At 30.9% G+C, this 18,897-nt stretch carries 20 protein-coding genes; 16 read left to right on the top strand and 4 right to left on the bottom strand.

The genetic code is table 11. The features are described from left to right. Positions 1-11 precede the first annotated feature (11 nt). Positions 12-773 (top strand): SDR family NAD(P)-dependent oxidoreductase, encoded by a 762-nt coding sequence (locus tag ACTTA8_RS04105; protein WP_440654466.1) that lies wholly within the window; start codon positions 12-14, stop codon positions 771-773. 3 nt (positions 774-776) lie between these two features. On the opposite strand, the gene ACTTA8_RS04100 is transcribed toward ACTTA8_RS04105, so the two are convergent. Next, on the bottom strand, positions 777-1,778 hold the full coding sequence (locus ACTTA8_RS04100) for a 4-hydroxythreonine-4-phosphate dehydrogenase PdxA (protein ID WP_440654464.1): 1,002 nt from the start codon (positions 1,776-1,778) through the stop codon (positions 777-779). Positions 1,779-1,867: 89 nt separating this feature from the next. Here ACTTA8_RS04100 and ACTTA8_RS04095 point away from each other — a divergent pair, with 89 nt between their 5' ends. The 12 genes from ACTTA8_RS04095 (at position 1,868) to ACTTA8_RS04040 (ending at position 13,854) form a co-directional block, all read left to right on the top strand. Continuing rightward, entirely contained in the window at positions 1,868-2,842 is a 975-nt protein-coding gene (locus ACTTA8_RS04095; protein ID WP_440647715.1) for a Bug family tripartite tricarboxylate transporter substrate binding protein, read from the top strand. 23 nt (positions 2,843-2,865) lie between these two features. Then, positions 2,866-3,372: a tripartite tricarboxylate transporter TctB family protein gene (locus tag ACTTA8_RS04090; RefSeq protein WP_440654462.1), complete on the top strand. Its 507-nt coding sequence runs from the start codon at positions 2,866-2,868 to the stop codon at positions 3,370-3,372. After that, positions 3,373-4,845: a tripartite tricarboxylate transporter permease gene (locus ACTTA8_RS04085; RefSeq protein ID WP_440635000.1), complete on the top strand. Its 1,473-nt coding sequence runs from the start codon at positions 3,373-3,375 to the stop codon at positions 4,843-4,845. A 2-nt stretch (positions 4,846-4,847) separates the two neighbouring features. Then, positions 4,848-5,597: an SDR family NAD(P)-dependent oxidoreductase gene (locus ACTTA8_RS04080; RefSeq protein ID WP_440618600.1), complete on the top strand. Its 750-nt coding sequence runs from the start codon at positions 4,848-4,850 to the stop codon at positions 5,595-5,597. A gap of 5 nt (positions 5,598-5,602) precedes the next feature. Continuing rightward, the gene (locus ACTTA8_RS04075) at positions 5,603-6,505 is read left to right on the top strand and encodes an ROK family protein (protein WP_440654460.1); all 903 of its coding nucleotides are present in this window, start codon (positions 5,603-5,605) and stop codon (positions 6,503-6,505) included. Positions 6,506-6,684: 179 nt separating this feature from the next. Continuing rightward, positions 6,685-7,590, top strand: coding sequence for a sugar ABC transporter substrate-binding protein (locus ACTTA8_RS04070; protein WP_262589451.1), 906 nt, complete (start codon positions 6,685-6,687; stop codon positions 7,588-7,590). A gap of 72 nt (positions 7,591-7,662) precedes the next feature. Next, positions 7,663-9,258, top strand: a complete 1,596-nt coding sequence (locus ACTTA8_RS04065; RefSeq protein WP_440618598.1) for an ABC transporter permease — start codon at positions 7,663-7,665, stop codon at positions 9,256-9,258. Further along, a complete protein-coding gene (locus tag ACTTA8_RS04060; RefSeq protein ID WP_440654459.1) occupies positions 9,258-10,037 on the top strand; it encodes an ATP-binding cassette domain-containing protein in 780 nt (259 codons plus the stop codon). The genes ACTTA8_RS04065 and ACTTA8_RS04060 overlap by 1 nt, the downstream gene beginning before the upstream one ends. A 42-nt stretch (positions 10,038-10,079) precedes the next feature. Then, positions 10,080-10,928 carry a phytanoyl-CoA dioxygenase family protein gene (locus ACTTA8_RS04055; protein WP_440654457.1) on the top strand — a complete coding sequence of 283 codons (849 nt, stop codon included), beginning with the start codon at positions 10,080-10,082 and terminating at the stop codon, positions 10,926-10,928. 133 nt (positions 10,929-11,061) lie between these two features. Then, complete coding sequence (locus tag ACTTA8_RS04050; RefSeq protein WP_440652610.1) at positions 11,062-11,823, top strand: SDR family NAD(P)-dependent oxidoreductase; 762 nt, start codon at positions 11,062-11,064, stop codon at positions 11,821-11,823. 8 nt (positions 11,824-11,831) lie between these two features. Further along, a complete protein-coding gene (locus ACTTA8_RS04045) occupies positions 11,832-12,815 on the top strand; it encodes an aldose epimerase family protein (protein WP_440652609.1) in 984 nt (327 codons plus the stop codon). A gap of 1 nt (position 12,816) precedes the next feature. Next, positions 12,817-13,854 carry a Gfo/Idh/MocA family protein gene (locus tag ACTTA8_RS04040; protein WP_440652607.1) on the top strand — a complete coding sequence of 346 codons (1,038 nt, stop codon included), beginning with the start codon at positions 12,817-12,819 and terminating at the stop codon, positions 13,852-13,854. Here the strand turns inward: ACTTA8_RS04040 and ACTTA8_RS04035 are convergent. Continuing rightward, positions 13,851-14,915 carry a tartrate dehydrogenase gene (locus ACTTA8_RS04035; protein WP_440655464.1) on the bottom strand — a complete coding sequence of 355 codons (1,065 nt, stop codon included), beginning with the start codon at positions 14,913-14,915 and terminating at the stop codon, positions 13,851-13,853. The two genes, ACTTA8_RS04040 and ACTTA8_RS04035, sit on opposite strands and share 4 nt — an antisense overlap. A 105-nt stretch (positions 14,916-15,020) precedes the next feature. On the opposite strand from ACTTA8_RS04035, the gene ACTTA8_RS04030 reads away from it, so the two are divergent. Continuing rightward, positions 15,021-15,533 carry a pentapeptide repeat-containing protein gene (locus tag ACTTA8_RS04030; protein WP_262589441.1) on the top strand — a complete coding sequence of 171 codons (513 nt, stop codon included), beginning with the start codon at positions 15,021-15,023 and terminating at the stop codon, positions 15,531-15,533. A 3-nt stretch (positions 15,534-15,536) separates the two neighbouring features. Then, positions 15,537-15,830 (top strand): hypothetical protein, encoded by a 294-nt coding sequence (locus ACTTA8_RS04025; RefSeq protein ID WP_262589440.1) that lies wholly within the window; start codon positions 15,537-15,539, stop codon positions 15,828-15,830. An 85-nt stretch (positions 15,831-15,915) separates the two neighbouring features. Here ACTTA8_RS04025 and mgrA read toward each other — a convergent pair whose 3' ends face one another. Further along, the gene (gene mgrA / locus ACTTA8_RS04020; protein WP_440654455.1) at positions 15,916-16,944 is read right to left on the bottom strand and encodes an L-glyceraldehyde 3-phosphate reductase; all 1,029 of its coding nucleotides are present in this window, start codon (positions 16,942-16,944) and stop codon (positions 15,916-15,918) included. A gap of 129 nt (positions 16,945-17,073) precedes the next feature. On the opposite strand from mgrA, the gene ACTTA8_RS04015 reads away from it, so the two are divergent. After that, positions 17,074-18,513 (top strand): sodium:solute symporter family transporter, encoded by a 1,440-nt coding sequence (locus tag ACTTA8_RS04015; RefSeq protein ID WP_440654453.1) that lies wholly within the window; start codon positions 17,074-17,076, stop codon positions 18,511-18,513. Position 18,514: 1 nt separating this feature from the next. Here the strand turns inward: ACTTA8_RS04015 and ACTTA8_RS04010 are convergent, their stop codons facing one another. Next, entirely contained in the window at positions 18,515-18,883 is a 369-nt protein-coding gene (locus tag ACTTA8_RS04010) for a thioredoxin family protein (RefSeq protein WP_440654452.1), read from the bottom strand. Positions 18,884-18,897: the final 14 nt, after the last annotated feature.

Genomic DNA, 18,897 nt, shown 5'->3' with positions numbered 1-18,897 from the left:
GTAAAATAAAAATGAAAGTAGAATATTTTGATTTGAAAGGAAAACGTGCTTTAGTTTCGGGCGGAGCATCTGGTATCGGCGCATCAATTGTTGAACATCTTTGTGAACAAGGTGTTGAGGTCTATTTTTTTGATATAGATAAAAAAGAAGCTCAAAAATTAATTTCAAAAATTAAGAGGAAAAAACATAAAATACCTACGTTTCATATCTGCAACATTAAAAATATAAAAAAATACAAAACTTTAATTCAGAGCATTATAAAAAAAAAAGGAGCAATTGATATTTTAGTAAACAATGCATCTAATGATCAAAGACATACTCTTGAAGAAGTTAATGAAAAATACTGGGACGACAGAATGGCAATAAATTTGAGGCATTACTTTTTTGCTACTCAAGCGGTAAAAAAAAGTATGATTAAAAATAAAGGTGGATCAATAATAAATTTAGGCTCGGTTAGTTGGATTAGAGGGGCCGTAATGTTTCCAGCATATAGTACTGCAAAAGCCGCAATTTATGGTTTAACCAAATCTTTAGCTAGAGATTTAGGACAACACAATATTAGAATAAACTCCATTGCACCTGGGTCGGTTGCAACTAAAAGACAGTCAAAATTATGGTTAAATCCAAAATTTAAAAAAGAAATTTTAGATAAACAGTGTCTTAAAAAACAAGTATTACCTGAGGATGTCTCAAGAATGGTTTTATATCTAGCATCAGATGTTTCATCTGGATGCACTAAACAAAATTTTACGGTAGATGCTGGTTTAATATAAGGCTTAACTTAACTTCTTTTTATTTTCAGCCATTGATAAAGCAATTTTAAATGAATTTAAAATTGGAGCTAAATTAGCTTCATTTTTTCCAGCAATTGCAAACGCAGATCCATGTGCAGTAGTTGTTACAGGAACTGTTAATCCGCCTTGAACTGTAACTCCTCTGTCAAAACCAAATGCTTTAAGTCCAGACTGAAGTGCATCATGGTACATTCCAACCATACAATCATGATTTTTATTTTTATATGCAACTACAAAAGATGTATCACATGGTAACGGACCATCTGTATCAAATCCAAGTTTTTTTGCTTCTTCTATTGCTGGAATAATTTCATCTTTTTCTTCAGTACCAAATTCTGCATGTGGGTTAAGTGCTTGAACTGCTATTCTAGGATTTTTTACGCCATTCAATTCCATAACTTCATTAATTAATTTAATTGGCTTTAAGATATTTTCTTTTGTAATGTGCTGTGCAACTTCTTTAATTGGAATGTGAGAGGTTACTCTTGCAGTCCAAAAATTATCTATAACATTAAACTCACAACAAAAACTTTTTACATCTAATTTTTCAGCCATTAATTGTAATTCATCTGAATGAGTGTTTCCTCCAAGTTTTAAACTTGTTTTATTCATTGGAGCAAAATTAATTGCATCAATTTTTTTTTCTTTAGCAAGAGTTAATGCTAAATCTAAAGCCTCCAAAACGCTTTCGCCTGATTCTTTTGAAGGTTCAGCTATTTTGTATTTATGGTTTTTTCCTTTTGAAATATCTAATAGAAATCTATTAGATTTATTAAAATCAATTTGTTCAAAATTTTCAACTACTTCAAGTTGGTGAGAGTTGCCAGTTACATTATTTCCACTCTCAAGTATCTGTCTTTCACCAATAACAACAATATTTGCTTTGTTAGTTATTTCTTCACTTAATAATTTTGAAATAAGTTCAGGTCCTATTCCTGCTGGATCACCAAGTAGAAGTGCGATGTTAGCTTTTGTTTCACTCATTTTTTACTTTACGTGTTGTATTAAAATATGATTATATATTTATATATAACTTATATATATAAAAACTAAATAAACTAAAGAGGGAAATAATGAAAAAAAGCTTTAAACTATTTTTAGCAGCTGCTTTTTTAGTAACTGAATTTTTTGTTGTAGCTCTTCCATTAATGATCACTTCAGCAAAAGCTGATGGACATCCAATACAAGCAATTACTCATGCTGGTTTTGGTGGTGGAACTGACGTTACTACTAGAATGATGTTATTAAGAGCAAGAAGAGTTCTTAAACAAGATATGCAGTTAGTTAACAAAAAAGGTGGTGGTGGAGCTGCATCTATGGATTACATGATGTCTTTGCCTGCAGATGGTAACCACACTTTAACTTGGACTACTGGTCACGCAGTATCAATGGCTTTAGGAAAAACTAAAGTAAAATTAAGTGATATGCAGCCTTTAGCAAGAGGAACAGACGATCCTCAATTATTTGTTGTTAACTGTAACAATGAAATTAAAGATGCTAAAAAATTCATTAGCGCGCAAAAATCAAAATCACTAAAATATGGAACAACACATACGGGTGGTATTGATGACGTTAGTGCAATTGCATTTACTAAAAAAGGTGGATTGACAGATCCAACTATTGTTGCTTACAAAGGTGTAGCACCAATTAAAACTAACCTAATCAAAGGTGATATCGATGTAGGTGTTTTAAACTTAGGTGAAGCATTAACTGAAATTAACGAAGGTAAACTTTGTGTATCAGTTGTATTAGCAAACAATAGAATGGCTAAAATTGGAGACTCTCCAACAGCTAAAGAATTAGGAATTCCTGTTTCTTTATCTACTGTTAGAGGTTTCGTAACTAAAAAAGGTGCTCCAGCAGATAGAGTAAAACAATTAGAAGCTGGAATGATGAAAGCTATGAGCCACAACTATTACAAAAATTTCTTAACTGAAATTGGTCTTGATGACACTAGTGTAGTTGGTGCTGACGAGTGGGGTAAGCAAATGGAAGAAATGCTTGCTGAAATGACTGCTCAGCTAAAAGCTTTAGGTTACATTAACTAATCTAATTAAAAGTACATTTGCATATGAAAAATGTACAAAAACAAAAAAGGGCAAACAAAAGTTTGCCCTTTTTTTTTAGAGACGAATTTAAAGTCTCTTTTGTTATTATTTTTATTTCTGTAGCATTATTAATTACTACTTTTACTTTTGATATTGTTCCTCCAATTTTGAATAGAGGAATACAACCTGCAACTTTTCCAAAAGCACTTTTAGTTTTAATAATAGTTATGACTTTATTGATTTATTATTTGGCAACTAAAAATCCTTGGAAGGTTCAAAAAAAATTACCTAAATCATTCTTTTTAACACTTTCAAGTTTTGTGATTTTTTTAGTAATTTCAAAAACTTTAGATTTCTTTTTGGCAATTTCAGTTTTATCAATTTTTGTTTCTTATTACTGGGGTGAGAAAAGAATATTCTATTTATTACTTGTTGGAATTATATTTCCTGTGATTGTCTTTATTTTTTTTGAAACAATTTTAGGTCTAAGATTTCCTCCTGGAATTATAACTAACATTTATTATAGCTAGATGGATAATTTATTATTAATGATGGCTCCTTTATTTAGCTCTAAGCTATTATTGGTTTTATTTTTTGGAACATTGTTTGGATTAATTTTAGGAGTGTTACCTGGTTTAGGTCCAACAACTGGTGGTGCATTAATTTTACCTTTTACAATGACACTTGATCCATTGTCAGCAATTGTATTGTTAACTTCTATTTATTGTGCAGGTACTTACGGTGGTGCGATAACAGCAGTTCTAATTAATACACCAGGAACACCAGCTGCTGCAGCAACTTGTTTAGATGGTTATCCTTTGGCACAAAAAGGAGAAGCTGGAAGAGCGTTAGGAATGGCTACTGTTTCAAGTACAGTTGGAGGTATTTTTAGTGTTGTAATACTTGTCTTTTTTGCACCTATACTGGCTCAGCTTGCATATGAATTTGGTCAGCCAGAATATTTTGCATTAGCGATCTTTGGTTTAACGATGCTTGCATCAATTGGAGAAGGAAGCCCTATTAAGAATTTGATTGCAGGTGCATTTGGAATTTTAATTTCAACAGTTGGTAAAGATTTTATGACATCAATTGATCGTTTTACTTTTGGAATTAACGAGTTAACTGAAGGGATTGGTTTTATACCAGTTGTGGTTGGTTTATTTGCAATGAGCGAGATGTTAACACAATCAACTTTAATTAATCAGGTATTTAACAGAATAGCTTTAAAAGCAATTAAACTTCCAAGTAAAGATGATTACAAAAAAACTTGGAAAACAATTTTAAGATCTAGTGGTATTGGTTCATTTATTGGAGTGTTGCCTGCTGAGGGTGGAACAGTTGCTTCTTTAATTGGATACTCAGAGGCAAAAAGATTTTCAAAAAAACCAGAGGAATTTGGAAAAGGATCTATTGAAGGTATTGCAGGTGCAGAAGCTGCAAATAATGCAGCAACAGGTGGAGCAATGGTTCCAACACTTGCACTTGGAATTCCAGGAAGTGCAACAACAGCTGTTATCTTAACTGGATTAATTATACATGGGGTTAGACCTGGACCTGATTTATTTAGAGAGCAACCTGATTTTTTATATGGAATATTTGGAGCAATGCTTATTGCTAATGTTTTGTTCTTTATATTTGGTTTTTTTGGTGCAAAAATTTTTGCAAGAATAACTTTAGTGCCTAATAAAATATTATGGCCAATGATTTTTGCAGTTTCAGTTTGTGGAACCTATTCATTAAATCAATCTATAATTGACGTTTGGATAATGTTATTTTTTGGTGTGCTTGGTTTTTTTATGAGAAGATATGGTTTCTCAGTTGTCCCTGTTATCATTGGTTTAATTTTAGGTGAGTTAGTTGAAGGTACCTTAAGACAATCTCTGGTTATATTTGATGGAAATTGGTTAATGTTTTTCACAAGACCAATAGCTTTAACATTCTTTATTTTATCTTTAATTGCTTTAGCTTTTCCTTTAATAAGAGCAAAAAAAATTAAAAAATAAACATGATTAAATTTGATTTAAACAACAGAGTAGCAATTGTAACAGGTGGAGCCCAAGGTTTTGGTTTAGCTATCACTGAAAGATTTATCGAGTCTGGTGCCAAAGTAGTAATTTGGGATATAGATGAAGGTGAAGCTAAAAAAGCTTTAGAAAAAGTAAATTCTGAAAATTTAACTTATCAAATAGTTGATGTAAGCAGCTTTGAAACAATTAATGAAAAATTATCTGAGGTTGAAAAATCTCATGGCAAGATTGATATCTTTATTAATAATGCAGGTGTTGCAGGCATGAACACTACTGTTGCAGAATATCCAATAGAAGAGTGGAATAAGGTAATTAATCTTAACTTAAATGCAGTATTTTATTGTTGCAAAGCAGTTGTTCCATTTATGGCAAAGAATGATTATGGAAGAATTGTAAATATTGCATCTATTGCAGGTAAAGAAGGAAACCCAAATGCAAGTGCTTACAGTACTTCAAAAGCAGGAGTTATAGGATTAACTAAATCTTTAGGTAAAGAACTTGCACAAAAAAATATTGCAGTAAACTGCGTTACTCCAGCTGCAGCAAAAACTAGAATTTTTGATCAAATGACCGAGGAGCATATAAATTATATGCTTTCAAAAATACCAAGAAATAAATTTGCTAAAGTAGAGGAATTGGCATCTTTGGTTGCTTGGTTATCAAGCGAAGAAAACTCTTTCTCAACAGCTGCAGTTTTCGATTTAAGCGGTGGTAGAGCAACTTACTAATAATTATGCAAGTAGGTATAGACGTTGGTGCAACAAAGATAGAGAGTGTTGTACTTGAAAAAGATGGACAAGAAAAGCACAGATCAAGAATAGCATGTCCAAAAAACTATACTCAAATTATTACTGCTATAAGAGATATTCATAAAAAATTAGAGGAAGAGTTTAAACAAGAGCTTCCAATTGGAGTTTGTCATCCAGGAGTTCACTCTCCTCAAACTGGATTGGTTAAAAATGTTCCAAACATCAGCTGGTTAGAAAAAAAACCTTTTCAAAGTGATTTACGTAAAGCATTAGGTAAAGAAGTGTTTTGTGAGAATGATGCAAATTGTTTTGCATTGTCAGAGGCTATAGATGGAGCAGGGAAACATTATAAAATTGTTTATGGAATTATTTTAGGATCTGGAGTTGGAGGTGGTTTGGTAATTGACAAAAAAATTGTGAGTGGTCCTAATGGTGTTGCAGGAGAGTGGGGTCATAATCAAATTCCCTATTTTGCTGCAAAAAAAGAAAATTTCGACTCGAGCAATCCAAGAGAAGCAGAGATTGAGAGTTTCTTATCTGGCTTAGGTTTGGCGAAAAGATTTAATAAACTTTATGGAAAAAATTTAAAAACAAATGAAATTTTTGAATTAAACAGACAACATGATTTAGACGCTGAAAAGTTTATAGACGATTTTAAATTAAATTTAGCAATGTCACTTTCAAGTATAATAAATATTTTAGATCCTGATGCTTTTGTTTTTGGGGGTGGAGTTTCAAATGAAATTGATTTTTTACATGAAATAGATTCATTAGTCAGAAAATTTGTTACTGGTAGAGAATACGAAGGTGTTTTTTTAAAACCAAGATATGGTGATGCTAGTGGCGTAAGAGGTGCTGCAAGATTAGGAAGAAGCGCGACATATTAGTTTTAAATTTAAATTTAGAAAAATTCTAAAATTTAAAAACAAGCAAAGAAGCGAAAAAAATTTAAAAAAAAAATTTCAATTAAAAGTTGTATTTATATTTTTTGTTATGATCTTTACTCAAAGTGGGTATATTTCATTTTTTTAAATTAATTTAAAAACATAAAAAAAAGGGAGAAATAATGAAAAAACTTATACTTTCGATTGCAGCTCTTGCATTATTTGCAACTTCTGCGTTCGCTGAAAGATATGTCATGATTACTCATGGTGAAGGAAAAGATCCTTTTTGGCCAGTAGTTCAAAAAGGTGGTGAAGATGCAGCTAGAGCAATCGGTGCTGACTTCGAATATATCTACAACCCTTCTGCTGATATGGCTGATATGGCAAGCTCAATTCAAGCTGCTGCAGCTACTCAACCAGATGGTATGGTAATATCTTTACCAGATCCAGATGCATTAGGCCCAGCTATTAAAGCTGCTGTTGCTGCTGGTGTTCCAGTAATTACAATGAACTCTGGTTTAGAGTCATCTGCTAGCCTTGGTGCTTTAATGCACGTTGGTCAGCCAGAATTACTTGCTGGACAAAAAGCTGGTGAAAGAGCAAAAGCTGAAGGTGCTTCTAAAGCACTTTGTATGATTCAAGAAGCATACAACACAGCTCTTGTAGACAGATGTGAAGGTTACGGTTCAGCTGTTCCTATGCAAATGACTGATACTACATCTGATCCTGCAACTATTCAAACTAGAGCAACTGCTGCTTTACAAGCTAACAGTGATATCGATGCAATCCTTTCAGTAGGACCACACGTGTGTGAAGCTGTTGATAAAGCTTTAGCTGATCTAGGTATGACAGTACACCACTCTTGCTTCGACTTAAGTCCTGCAGTTATGGATTTAATCGGATCTGGAAGAGTTGCTTTCACTATCGATCAACAACAAAGATTACAAGGTTATATGCCAATTATCGTATTACACTTGTACAACAACAGTGCTGGACTTTTACCAGGAGCTAACATCCCATCAGGACCTGGCTTCGTTGACAAGTCTAACGCTTCTTCAGTTGCTGCTTTAGCAGGTATTGATAGATAGTCTGTAATAATTTAAAGGGTCGATTATTCAATCGGCCCTTTTTTTTTAACAAAATTAATAAGTCTTTAATTAATGAATACATCAACAACAAAGAAACCAAGACAAGAGTCAGACCGACAAGGTGAAAAAAAATGGTACTCTGCATTTATGTCTCGACCAGAAGTTGGACCTTTTGGAGTTATGGTTTTACTTTTTTGTATGTTGGGATACTTTTCTATTCCAGAAGGACAATTTTCTCTTAACCCTTTTTCTGGTGAAGGATTTAACGCTTTAGGAATTAGAAATAATTTTAGGGTAATTGCACAATTAGGGATAGTTGCACTTGCTGCTGGAATGTTAATCATTGCAGGTGAATTTGACCTTTCTGTTGGTTCAATGATTGGTTTTGCTGGTGGTTGTATGGCAATGATACTTAAATGGGGTTTTGCTGTTGTTATTCCTTACATATCTTTTGAGGGAGGTTTTCATTTTGAAGGATTTACATTATTTAAAATTCAAGATGTATCTCCATTATTAGCAATATTAATTACATTATGTATGACATTATCTTTTGGATGGATACAAGGATGGATAATTGTTAAGAGTGGAATATCTTCTTTCATCGTTACATTAGGTGGACTTTTTTTCTTAAGAGGATTAACTGAGGTATCATACAGAGCATTTAACAAAGCTCCTGATCAAACTGCTGGATCAACAACTGTTACAGATTTACCAGATATCAAAAACATTATAAATGTGCCAGGTCATGGAGAAATGGAGAGAGACGCGGCTAAATCTTTACCAAATGACCAATTATTAGAAATTCTTAGCACTGTGCCAGCTAGCACGGTTGCAAAATTAACTGAACGATTAACATATATTAACGAAAAAGTTGCAGCTTACAAAACTGCCATGAATGCTGAAAAGATGATTGCAACTTTAGAAAAATCATTAGCTGGAGCAAAAAAATCTGGCAATGACTCAATGGTTGAAATTTTGACAAAGAAAATTGAAGCTGGTGTTAATGTTCCTGAAGTTGCAGCAAAAGCTGTTACTGATATCGATATAGCAAAAGCTTATATTGACACCATAGTTACAGCAAGACCAGTAGCTAATTTCTTTGGTGGAGACATTATGGAACCAGTGTTTAACTGGCTATATTATACGGTAGATTGGAACGTAAATAACTTCGGAAACATTTTTGCCAAAGGAATGTATTCTTGTTTAATGATCTGGGGACTAATTGCTTTTATTTGTTATTTAATTTTAAGTAAAACTCAAGCAGGTAACTGGATTTATTCAACTGGTGGAAATCTTAATGCTGCAAAAGCTAATGGTGTGCCAACGAATAAAGTTAAAATTTCATTATTTATGTTTACTGCATTCTGCGCAACTATGTTTGCGGCTTGTCAGGTATTTGAAGTTAACACAGCAGATACAGCTAAAGGTAATTTAAAAGAGTTAGAAGCAATTGCTGCAGCGGTTATTGGTGGTGTTGTTTTAACTGGAGGTTTTGGAACAATTGGTGGAATAATCCTAGGCACAATTATTTTTGGAATTGCAAAAGAAGCTTTCTTTTATATTCCTGGAATTGATGGATCGTTCTATAGGGTGTTCCTTGGAGCAGTTCTTGTTACTGCTGCCTTTACCAATGAGAATATAAGAAAACGAATTATGGGAAATATCTAATGGATAAAAAACCATTAATTGAAATAAAAAACTTAGTAAAAAAATTTGGAGCATTTACCGCTTTAAATGGAGTTTCATTAGATGTTTATCCAGGTGAAGTTCATGCTCTTTTAGGTGATAATGGTGCTGGAAAATCAACTTTGATTAAAGTTTTATCTGGTGTTCATCCTATGACAAGTGGAGAAATAAAAGTAGATGGAGAAAATGTTAACTTTACTACACCACGACAAGCATCTGATGCAGGTATTGGAACAGTTTATCAAGATTTAGCACTCAACGCTTTAACATCAGTAACAAGAAATTTTTTTCTTGGACGTGAAATAATAAAAGGTCCAGCCGGATTTGGTTTAATGCAAATGGATGAGATGGATAGAATAACAATAGAAGAAATGTCTAAAATTGGAATTAATATTGCAAACCCCAATCAGCCAGTTGGAACAATGTCAGGTGGACAAAGACAAACATTGGCCATTGCAAGAGCAATCTACTTTGGTGCAAAAATATTAATATTAGACGAACCTACATCAGCGTTAGGTCAAAAGCAGCAAATGGAAGTTTTAAAGACAATTAAAAAAGTTCAAAATTTAGGAAACATTGCAATTATACTTATTACTCATAATGAAATTCATGCACGTCTTATAGCTGATCGATTTACTTTTTTAAGTTTAGGAGAAGTAATTGGTTCAGGATTGTCTTCAGAACTAGGTAATGAAGATGTGAAAAGATTGATGGCAGGTGGTGCTAAAATTGGTGATTTAGCTAAAGAATTAGAGTTATAATTTTTTATTTTTTTTTAATTTTTTTTCACTTAAAATTTATCTATGCGGAAATTCTCAAGAGATAATTTTAATATTACCGAAGCAATAAATGAATTAATGCATGAATCTGGAGTTATTGTTGTTGAAAACGTATATAATTTAAACGAAATCAAAGAAGCAAGAGAGATTGTTAATCATTTTGCAGATACTCAAGAGCAAAAAGAAACCCACTTTAATGCCGAGGCTGAGGCGTCTGATAAAATTAAACTACAGCAAAGGATATGGAATTTATTTGGTAAAGGAGAGGTTTTTAGTAAATTAATAACAAACGACATTATTTTTAGCTTAATGTCTAAACTTTTAGGTTCAGAGTTTTTTTGTGGATCATACTGCGCAAGTAGATTGTTACCAGGATCCATAGGTCAAGAACTACATATTGATTATCCATATTGGGATTTTTATAATAGTGAGACTTTTCCCATGGGTCTTAATAGTTCATTTGCACAAAACTGTCAGGCTACTATACCTTTAGATATCTGCTCAGAACAATCAGGAGCAACAGCTTTCATACCAGGATCACAAAAGAAACTACACTATCCAAATGAAAATGATGACTTTTCAAACAAACAACAAATGATTGCTAATCCTGGAGATTTAGTTTTTTTTAATGGTAACTGTTGGCATGGAGCATCACCAAATAAATCAGATCACCAAAGAGCAGCATTACTGATAGAGTTTCTTCCAAAGTATATAAAACCAGTTGAAGATTTAGTTACCTATCTATCTGAAGACTTCAAAAATAATTCAAATCCAAAAGTGCGACAGCTTTTAGGATTAAATTATGAATATCCAAAAATAATGGATGCAAGTAAAAAAATAAATAATATTGGTTTGGGCTATAAGGCAAAATAAATTCTATATTTTTAATTTAAATTCTTTATAAGTACTAAAATAAAAAGAATTTAAATTATTTAATTAATAAAATTTTTAAATATCACTATTTAGAAAATTTAAGAGTATTTATAACTGGTGGAGGATTAAGAAAATGAAAGTAAAATATTATGATTTAGAAAAGAAAAGAGTATTTATAACAGGTGGAGGATCTGGAATTGGTGCTTCAATTGTTGAACATTTTTGTGAACAAGGTTCAGAAGTTTACTTTATAGATATTAATGTATCAGAATCTGAAAAATTAATTGAAGATATAAAAAATAAAAAATATTCAATACCAACTTTTATTGAATGTGATTTATTAAACATAAAACAACTTCAAAAGACAATTGCAGACATCATAGATCAAAAAGGTCCAATTGATATTTTAATCAATAACGCTGCTAATGACACAAGACATAAAATTGATGATGTTACAGAAGAATACTGGAATGAGAGAATAAATGTAAACTTAAGACATTATTTTTTCACAGTTCAATCAGTAAAAAAATCAATGATTGAAAATAAAGGTGGTGTAATTGTTAATATGGGTTCAGCATCTTGGATGGTTGGACAAGGTGGTATGGCAGCTTATACAGCAGCGAAATCTGGAGTAGTTGGCTTAACAAGGTCATTCGCTAGAGATTTAGGAGAATTTAATATTAGAGTTAACTCAGTAGTCCCAGGGTGGGTCTTAACACAAAGACAAATTGATATGTGGTTAAACGAAGAATCCGAAAAAGATTTGATGAAAAACCAATGTTTAAAAGAGAAACTAATGCCTCATGAGCTTGCGCAAACTGTTTTGTTTTTTTCATCAGAACAGTCTTCTGGTTGCACAAATCAATCTTACATCGTTGATAAAGGTTGGCTATAAAAGACTTTGTGAAAATACAAAGTTCAACGATAGAAAGTAAGTATTTAAAAGTTAAGTCAATTAATATTGGTGCTTGTTTATATGAAGTTTATGACAAGCAAAGGAAAATTAATTTAATCTTAAACCTAGGTCCTACAAAAAATTATGGCAGTAAGAATTTTTATGTGGGTGCTACTTGCGGCAGGTACGCAGGCAGAATTTCAAATTCAAGATTTAAGATTAAAAATAAGATTTATAAACTTGAAGGCAACGAAGGAAGAAATACACTTCATGGAGGAAAAATAGGATTTGATAGATTAGAATGGAAAATTAAACATCATTCAAAAAATAAAATTATCTATCAATTGTTATCTAAAAATTTAGACCAAGGTTTCCCAGGGGACTTAAATTCAGAGTGTATTTTTGAAATCAAAAACAAAAGCTTATTTATAAAATATCAATATAAATCAAGCGAATTAACTCATGTGAGTTTAACCAATCATAGTTATTGGAACTTGAATAAGAGTAAAAAAGAGACAATTTTCAATCATGATTTAAAAATTAACTCTGAAAAATATCTTGAAGTAACTAATAAATTAATCCCAACTGGTAAAATTAAAAAAGTTAAAAATACTATTAATGATTTTAATAAGTTTCAAAATATTGGAAAAAAAATAGACATTATTAAAAACAAAAAAATAAAGAGAGTATCTAATACAATCAATCAATTGGGATTTGATTTAACATATTGTATTAAAAAAAATTCTAAAAATTATTTAGCCTCTCTAAAAAATAAAAAAACTAATATTCAATTAGACTTTTATTCAAATCTTCCTGGTGTACAGCTCTATACCAGTCAAGGTTTGAGGTATAAAAATAAACTTGCTCCATACCAGGGGGTTTGTTTAGAAACGCAACACTACCCAGACGCACCAAACAATAAAAATTTTCCAAGTTCTTTAATTAAACCTAAAAAACTTTATAAGTACTTTACAAAAATAAATATTTCATAAAATGAATAAAAAAATAAACATATCCATTGTTGGAACTGGCTTAATGGGATTGCAACATATAAAGGCAATTTCAAAATCTAAAAAAGCAAACCTTCATTCAATAGTTGATATTAGTAACAACGCAAAAAATTTATCAAAAAAATATAAAATCCCATTATTTTCAAATGTAGACGAACTTTTAAATTCAAAGAATTTAGATGCAGTAATTGTAGCTACTCCAAATCAACTTCATGAAAAACATACAGTCAGTTTTTTAAAGAAAAAAATTCCAGTATTATTAGAAAAACCTATTTCAGATAATATTAATTCAGCTAAAAAAATTATTAGTAGCGCTAATAAAAATAAAACGCCGTTATTAATTGGGTATCATAGAAGACATAACTCTATTGTATCAAAGGTAAAAGAGTTAATCGATAAAGGTAAATTAGGAAACATCGTTTCAGCAAATGTATTGTGTTGGTTATATAAACACAAAGCTTATTACAAAGAAAAATGGAGAATTAGTAAAGGAGGCGGACCTTTAGGAATTAATTTAGTCCATGATATCGATATGATTTGCTACTTACTTGGTTCAATTAAATACGTTCAAGCATTTACAACCAACAAAACTAGAAAATTTGCAGTTGAAGATACAGCAACAATTAGTTTAATTTTTAATTCAGGTGCACTTTGTACATTAAATTTATCAGATACAATTGTTGCTCCATGGAGTTATGAATTAACTGCAGGGGAAAACCCAGCCTATCCAATAACTAATCAATCCGCATATATGATCGGTGGTACTAAGGGATCATTGCAATTTCCTAATTTAAAATATTGGTTCTATAAAAATGAGCGAAGTTGGTGGAATAAGATATTTGTTAATGAAGATAAAAATAAAAAAGACGACAGTACTTTAGTAAACCAAATTGATCATTTTGCAGATGTGGTATCTAAAAAAGTTAAGCCAAAAGTTAATGGCAATGACGGTTTAATTTCTTTAAAAATTTTTGCAGCAATAACAAAAAGTGCAAAAACTGGTAAGAAGGTTAAGATTTAAAGATTAGCCAATATTGAATTAGAACATTTTAAGGTATCAGCTTCTCCACCTAAGTCTTTAGTTCTATTTTCTTTTTGACTTAAAGATTTTTCAATAGCATCAACAATTGAATTGGAAGCTTCCTTTTCTCCTAAATAATCTAACATCATTGCTCCTGACCAAATTTGTCCTACAGGATTAGCAATACCTTTTCCCGCAATATCAGGCGCTGAACCATGAACTGGTTCAAATAAAGATGGAAATTTATTTTCAGGATTAATGTTTCCAGATGGAGCAATTCCAATAGTTCCAGTGCAAGCTGGTCCTAAATCAGAAAGGATGTCTCCAAATAAATTAGATGCAACAACAACATCAAACCATTCAGGATTAAGTACAAATCTAGCAACCAAAATATCTATATGATATTGATCGGTTTCAATATCTGGATAATTTTTTTTCATTTCATTAAAACGCTCATCCCAAAACGGCATTGTAATTGAAATACCATTTGATTTTGTTGCATTGGTTAATTTTTTTCTTTTTCTTTGTTTTGCTAATTCAAAAGCAAATTTTTGAACTCTATCTACTCCATGCGCAGACATGATAGTTTCCTGAATAGCTATTTCTCTATCAGTATTTTTAAACATCCTTCCACCAACAGAAGAGTATTCACCTTCAGTATTTTCTCTAACAATCAGCATATCAATGTCACCTGGTTTTTTATTTGCTAAAGGAGGATTTATTCCAGGAAATAATTTTACTGGTCTAAGATTGATATATTGATCAAATTCTCTTCTAAACTGAAGTAAGGATCCCCATAAAGATATATGATCTGGAACTTGATCTGGCATTCCAACTGCACCAAAGAATATCGCATCATGTTTTCCTAATTTTTCTTTCCAATCATCTGGAAGCATTTTTCCATGTTTTTCATAATAATCACATGAAGCAAAATCATATTCTGTAAAATTTATTTTGAATTGATGTTTTTCAGCAGCGTCTTTTAATACTTTTAAGCCTTCAGGAACTACTTCTTTTCCTATTCCATCTCCTGCTATTGAAGCAATGTTATATTCTTTCATAGGTTGATTTTTATACTTCAAAAATACATTAATTTATAATGTTAAATTATTTTTAAAGGCATAAACCTTCATTGTTTTGACATATTTTATTTGTTAGTTTTGATTATGAAAAAAATACTTCTTTTAATATTCTTTAGTTTCTTTTTTGTTTCAAATTCAAATGCTGCATGTGATGATCCATTAACAGATGGCGTAGATTATTCTAAATGCAGATTTTCAGATGCACAAGATCTACAAGGTAGTTATTTACCTAACTCTAATTTATCTTTTGCAAGTTTTGTGCAAGTAAATTTAGATAAAAGTATTATGATGAATTCAAATTTATCTTTTGGAACTTTTCCAGAATCTACATTTGTTAGAGCTAATCTTTATGAAACAATTAGTATTGGTGGCAATTTTGAAAAAACAAATTTCACTAATGCAAACTTAACTAGAGTTGATTTCATGGGAGCAACTCTAATTGAAGCTAATTTTCAAAATGCTAATTTAATGGAAGCAAATTTTACATCTGCAAACATTACTAATGCAAATTTTGAAAATGCAAATCTGATTGGTGCTACTTGGACTAATGGTAAGACATGTGGTCCAGACTCAATTGGAACCTGTATTGAGCAATAAGATATGAACACTTCAGTTAATACTGATGATGTTATTTTTAATTTTTTCAAACAAATCTGTGATGAAAAGGATGATCAAAAATGTGTTGAGCTTGGGAAAGAATGGATAAAAGCAATGGAAACTAACCTATCTTCTATGGAAGCAAATCTTAATGGTGCTGATTATCTAAAACATAAAGATGATATTCAAAGTAACCGAGATCATTTAAATAGCCTAAAAAATAAGAATTCTACAGAGTGGAGAGAGTATGCTACTCAGTGTATGATTGAAATAATGAATCACAAAGGTCAACAATAATGAGTAATCAAGAAAGAGTATTTCTAATTATTTGTGCTTCTTTAATTATTTTTACTCTTCATTATTTAATTGAAAAACACTTCTTTTAATAAGAACTAGATCTTGCCCACTTATTAATATTTCCGTCTTTAGCTTTTTTATTTATTTCTTTAAGTTGAGATTTAGAAAAATTTAAATTATTTAGACTTTCAATATTTTCTTTTATTTGTTTTACACTACTCGCACCAATTAAAGCTGTAGTGACTGCTTTATTATTTAAAACCCAAGCTAAAGCCATTTGCGATAATGTTTGACCTCTTTTTTTAGCAATTTGATTTAAATCTGAAATTATCTTTATGTTTCTTTTAGTTATGAAACTTTTATCTAATGCAGATTTTGGATCACTTGCTCTTGATGCTTTTGGAATTCCTTTTAAATATTTATCCGACAACATGCCTTGTGCCAATGGTGAAAAAGCAATAGTTCCAATTCCCAATTTAATCAAATTTTTATCCAAGTCTTTTTCAAACCATCTATTTATTAAAGAGTAAGAAGGTTGATGGATAAATATTTTAATGTTTCTTTTCTTTAAAATATTAAACATCTCAATTGTTTTCTTTGAAGAATAAGAAGAAATACCAATATAAAGAGCTTTACCAGATCTATAAATAAGCTCTAAAGCATCTGCTGTTTCTTCTAATGGTGTATTTGGATCAAATCTATGCGAATAAAAAATATCTACATAATCCAATCCCATTCTCTTTAAACTTTGATCACAGCTTGCAATGATATATTTTTTTGAACCCCATTCACCGTAAGGTCCTTCCCACATATCATAACCTGCTTTAGATGAGATAATTAATTCATCTCTATATCTTTTAAATTCTTTACTTAAAATTTTTCCAAAATTAGCCTCAGCACTTCCTGCTGGTGGACCATAATTATTTGCTAAATCAAAATGAGTAATCCCTGAATCAAAAGAATAAAACAACATTTTCTTTGCTTCAGATGTAAGTTGTTTACCACCAAAATTATGCCAAAGACCAAGGCTTATTAAAGGTAGATCAACACCACTCTTTCCACATCTTCTATATTTCATGTTGGAATATCTTTTTGGTGATGCTTTGTAGTTCATAACTCTTATAATATAACTTAATATTTTAGTTTAAAAACTTAAAATTAAATATATATTTAAATAAAGGGGTGTCTTAACAGACTGAGATTAAACCCTACGAACCTGTCCGGTAATTCAGAAAGGGATAAAATGGATAACACATACTTTTTAAGTCAATCATCATCATTAATATTAGTAATTATTATTAGTTTGGTATTTGCTGCATTAGGAATTTATCATTCTAAAAAATTCCAAGGAATAAGTAACTATTTAACAGCAAATAGAAATATAGAATTATTTTCATTAACAACCAGTCTTGTTGCATCTGCTTTAGGAGCATGGATTTTATTTGGCCCTGTTGCTGCTTCTACATGGGGTGGAATAGGGGCTGTTATTGGTTATGCACTTGGTACAGCTTTTCCAATGATTTTCTTAATCTATTTTGGAAGAAAAATTAGATCTGAGTTTCCAAAAGGTTCTTCTCTAATTGAGTTTATGAGAAAAAAATTTGGAAAAAGTTTATTTAAACTGATTTTGTTAATGACAATTTTTTACATGTTTATTTTTCTTTGTGCAGAGGTGACAGCTGTTGCGGTTTTAATCAATTATTTATCAGGTACAGATCTTTGGATCACTGCATTAATAGTACTTTTAGCCACTTTAACTTACACGCTTTATGGCGGTCTAAGAGCTTCTATATTTACTGATAATATTCAAATGATTGTAATTGGCTTTCTTTTATTAATCCTAATTTTAATTATCAGTTCATCAACAGGAGATAATTTTTCTTTTGCATTGATTAAAGAAAAAAATCCTCAATTATTAAGTTCATCTTATATTCCAAGTTATACAGCTGGATTAACTTTTTTTATTGCAGTTGCTGCTACAAATTTATTTCACCAAGGAAATTGGCAAAGGGTTTATGCTGCTAAAGATTACAACACTTTAAAATCAGCATTAATCATTTCGTTTTTTGTAATTGTTCCAATAGTTTTTTTAATGGGCTTTATTGGAATGGTTTCATTTTCTATTGATCCCTCAGCAAGAGCTGATTTAGGATTTTTTACTTTATTGTTAAAAGAACAAACCGAAATGCTTTCCTTAATTATTATTGTTCTTGGATTAGCTTTAACAATTTCAACAGTTGATACATTGGTTAATGCGATATCAAGTTTGTTTGTTGTTGATGGCAAAGCAACTTTTAATTTAGATAAAAAAACAGATTATTTAAAAATTTCTAAATACTTTATCGTATTTTTATCATTGATTGCATTTGGTGTTGCATCAAAAGGATTTGATATTTTGTATTTATTTTTACTTGCAGATTTACTTTGTTGTGCGTTTGTGTTCACAGTCTTTTACAGCTTTTACAACAAGGTAAATGAAAAAACTGCATATGTTTCAATTATAATTGGTTTAATTGGTGGGTTTTTAATGTTTCCTTATCCAGATTTTTCTAAGAGTTTATTGGTTGGGGGATTGATGTCTAAAGATCTATTTTCACCTTTTGTTGCACAATCTTTATTATTTTTATCATTTGTCGTTGCAACTTTTTTACCAGCAGTAATTTTGAAATTGAAAAGTAATTGATTTAGATCACTGATTTTAAAGCATCATAAATAAGTTCTTTGGTAGTCTCACCAATACTTCTGTAAACTTCTTTATTATCTTTAAAAATTAAAAGGGTTGTTTGATATTGAACATTAAAAAATTTAGCAATTTCCTTATTGGTTACATCAAATTTAAAGTATTCAATATTATCAAAATCATTTTTTGCTTTATCAAGAACTTTCATTTGGCTGGCACAAGATGTGCAATATTTAACCCAAGAACTAACCACCACAACTTTTCCATCCGCTAAAGCCTTATCAAACAGCTCTTTAGTATAAGTTGTTTCTTTAGCCATCCCATTAGTAGTGAATGCAAAGATAAAACAAATAAATACAAAAATTTTTCTCATTAATCGTGGATTGT

The sequence above is a fragment of the Candidatus Pelagibacter sp. HIMB1506 genome, assembly GCF_052047935.1.
Lineage (GTDB): Bacteria > Pseudomonadota > Alphaproteobacteria > Pelagibacterales > Pelagibacteraceae > Pelagibacter.
This window is presented reverse-complemented; position numbering and strand designations above follow the sequence as displayed.

Excerpts from the sequence above, each read along its gene's own strand:
- ACTTA8_RS04105 (WP_440654466.1), top strand. The coding sequence starts at position 12 with ATGAAAGTAGAATATTTTGATTTGAAAGGAAAACGTGCTTTAGTTTCG.
- ACTTA8_RS04100 (WP_440654464.1), bottom strand. The coding sequence starts at position 1,778 with ATGAGTGAAACAAAAGCTAACATCGCACTTCTACTTGGTGATCCAGCA.
- ACTTA8_RS04095 (WP_440647715.1), top strand. The coding sequence starts at position 1,868 with ATGAAAAAAAGCTTTAAACTATTTTTAGCAGCTGCTTTTTTAGTAACT.
- ACTTA8_RS04090 (WP_440654462.1), top strand. The coding sequence starts at position 2,866 with ATGAAAAATGTACAAAAACAAAAAAGGGCAAACAAAAGTTTGCCCTTT.
- ACTTA8_RS04085 (WP_440635000.1), top strand. The coding sequence starts at position 3,373 with ATGGATAATTTATTATTAATGATGGCTCCTTTATTTAGCTCTAAGCTA.
- ACTTA8_RS04080 (WP_440618600.1), top strand. The coding sequence starts at position 4,848 with ATGATTAAATTTGATTTAAACAACAGAGTAGCAATTGTAACAGGTGGA.
- ACTTA8_RS04075 (WP_440654460.1), top strand. The coding sequence starts at position 5,603 with ATGCAAGTAGGTATAGACGTTGGTGCAACAAAGATAGAGAGTGTTGTA.
- ACTTA8_RS04070 (WP_262589451.1), top strand. The coding sequence starts at position 6,685 with ATGAAAAAACTTATACTTTCGATTGCAGCTCTTGCATTATTTGCAACT.
- ACTTA8_RS04065 (WP_440618598.1), top strand. The coding sequence starts at position 7,663 with ATGAATACATCAACAACAAAGAAACCAAGACAAGAGTCAGACCGACAA.
- ACTTA8_RS04060 (WP_440654459.1), top strand. The coding sequence starts at position 9,258 with ATGGATAAAAAACCATTAATTGAAATAAAAAACTTAGTAAAAAAATTT.
- ACTTA8_RS04055 (WP_440654457.1), top strand. The coding sequence starts at position 10,080 with ATGCGGAAATTCTCAAGAGATAATTTTAATATTACCGAAGCAATAAAT.
- ACTTA8_RS04050 (WP_440652610.1), top strand. The coding sequence starts at position 11,062 with ATGAAAGTAAAATATTATGATTTAGAAAAGAAAAGAGTATTTATAACA.
- ACTTA8_RS04040 (WP_440652607.1), top strand. The coding sequence starts at position 12,817 with ATGAATAAAAAAATAAACATATCCATTGTTGGAACTGGCTTAATGGGA.
- ACTTA8_RS04035 (WP_440655464.1), bottom strand. The coding sequence starts at position 14,915 with ATGAAAGAATATAACATTGCTTCAATAGCAGGAGATGGAATAGGAAAA.
- ACTTA8_RS04030 (WP_262589441.1), top strand. The coding sequence starts at position 15,021 with ATGAAAAAAATACTTCTTTTAATATTCTTTAGTTTCTTTTTTGTTTCA.
- ACTTA8_RS04025 (WP_262589440.1), top strand. The coding sequence starts at position 15,537 with ATGAACACTTCAGTTAATACTGATGATGTTATTTTTAATTTTTTCAAA.
- mgrA (WP_440654455.1), bottom strand. The coding sequence starts at position 16,944 with ATGAACTACAAAGCATCACCAAAAAGATATTCCAACATGAAATATAGA.
- ACTTA8_RS04015 (WP_440654453.1), top strand. The coding sequence starts at position 17,074 with ATGGATAACACATACTTTTTAAGTCAATCATCATCATTAATATTAGTA.
- ACTTA8_RS04010 (WP_440654452.1), bottom strand. The coding sequence starts at position 18,883 with ATGAGAAAAATTTTTGTATTTATTTGTTTTATCTTTGCATTCACTACT.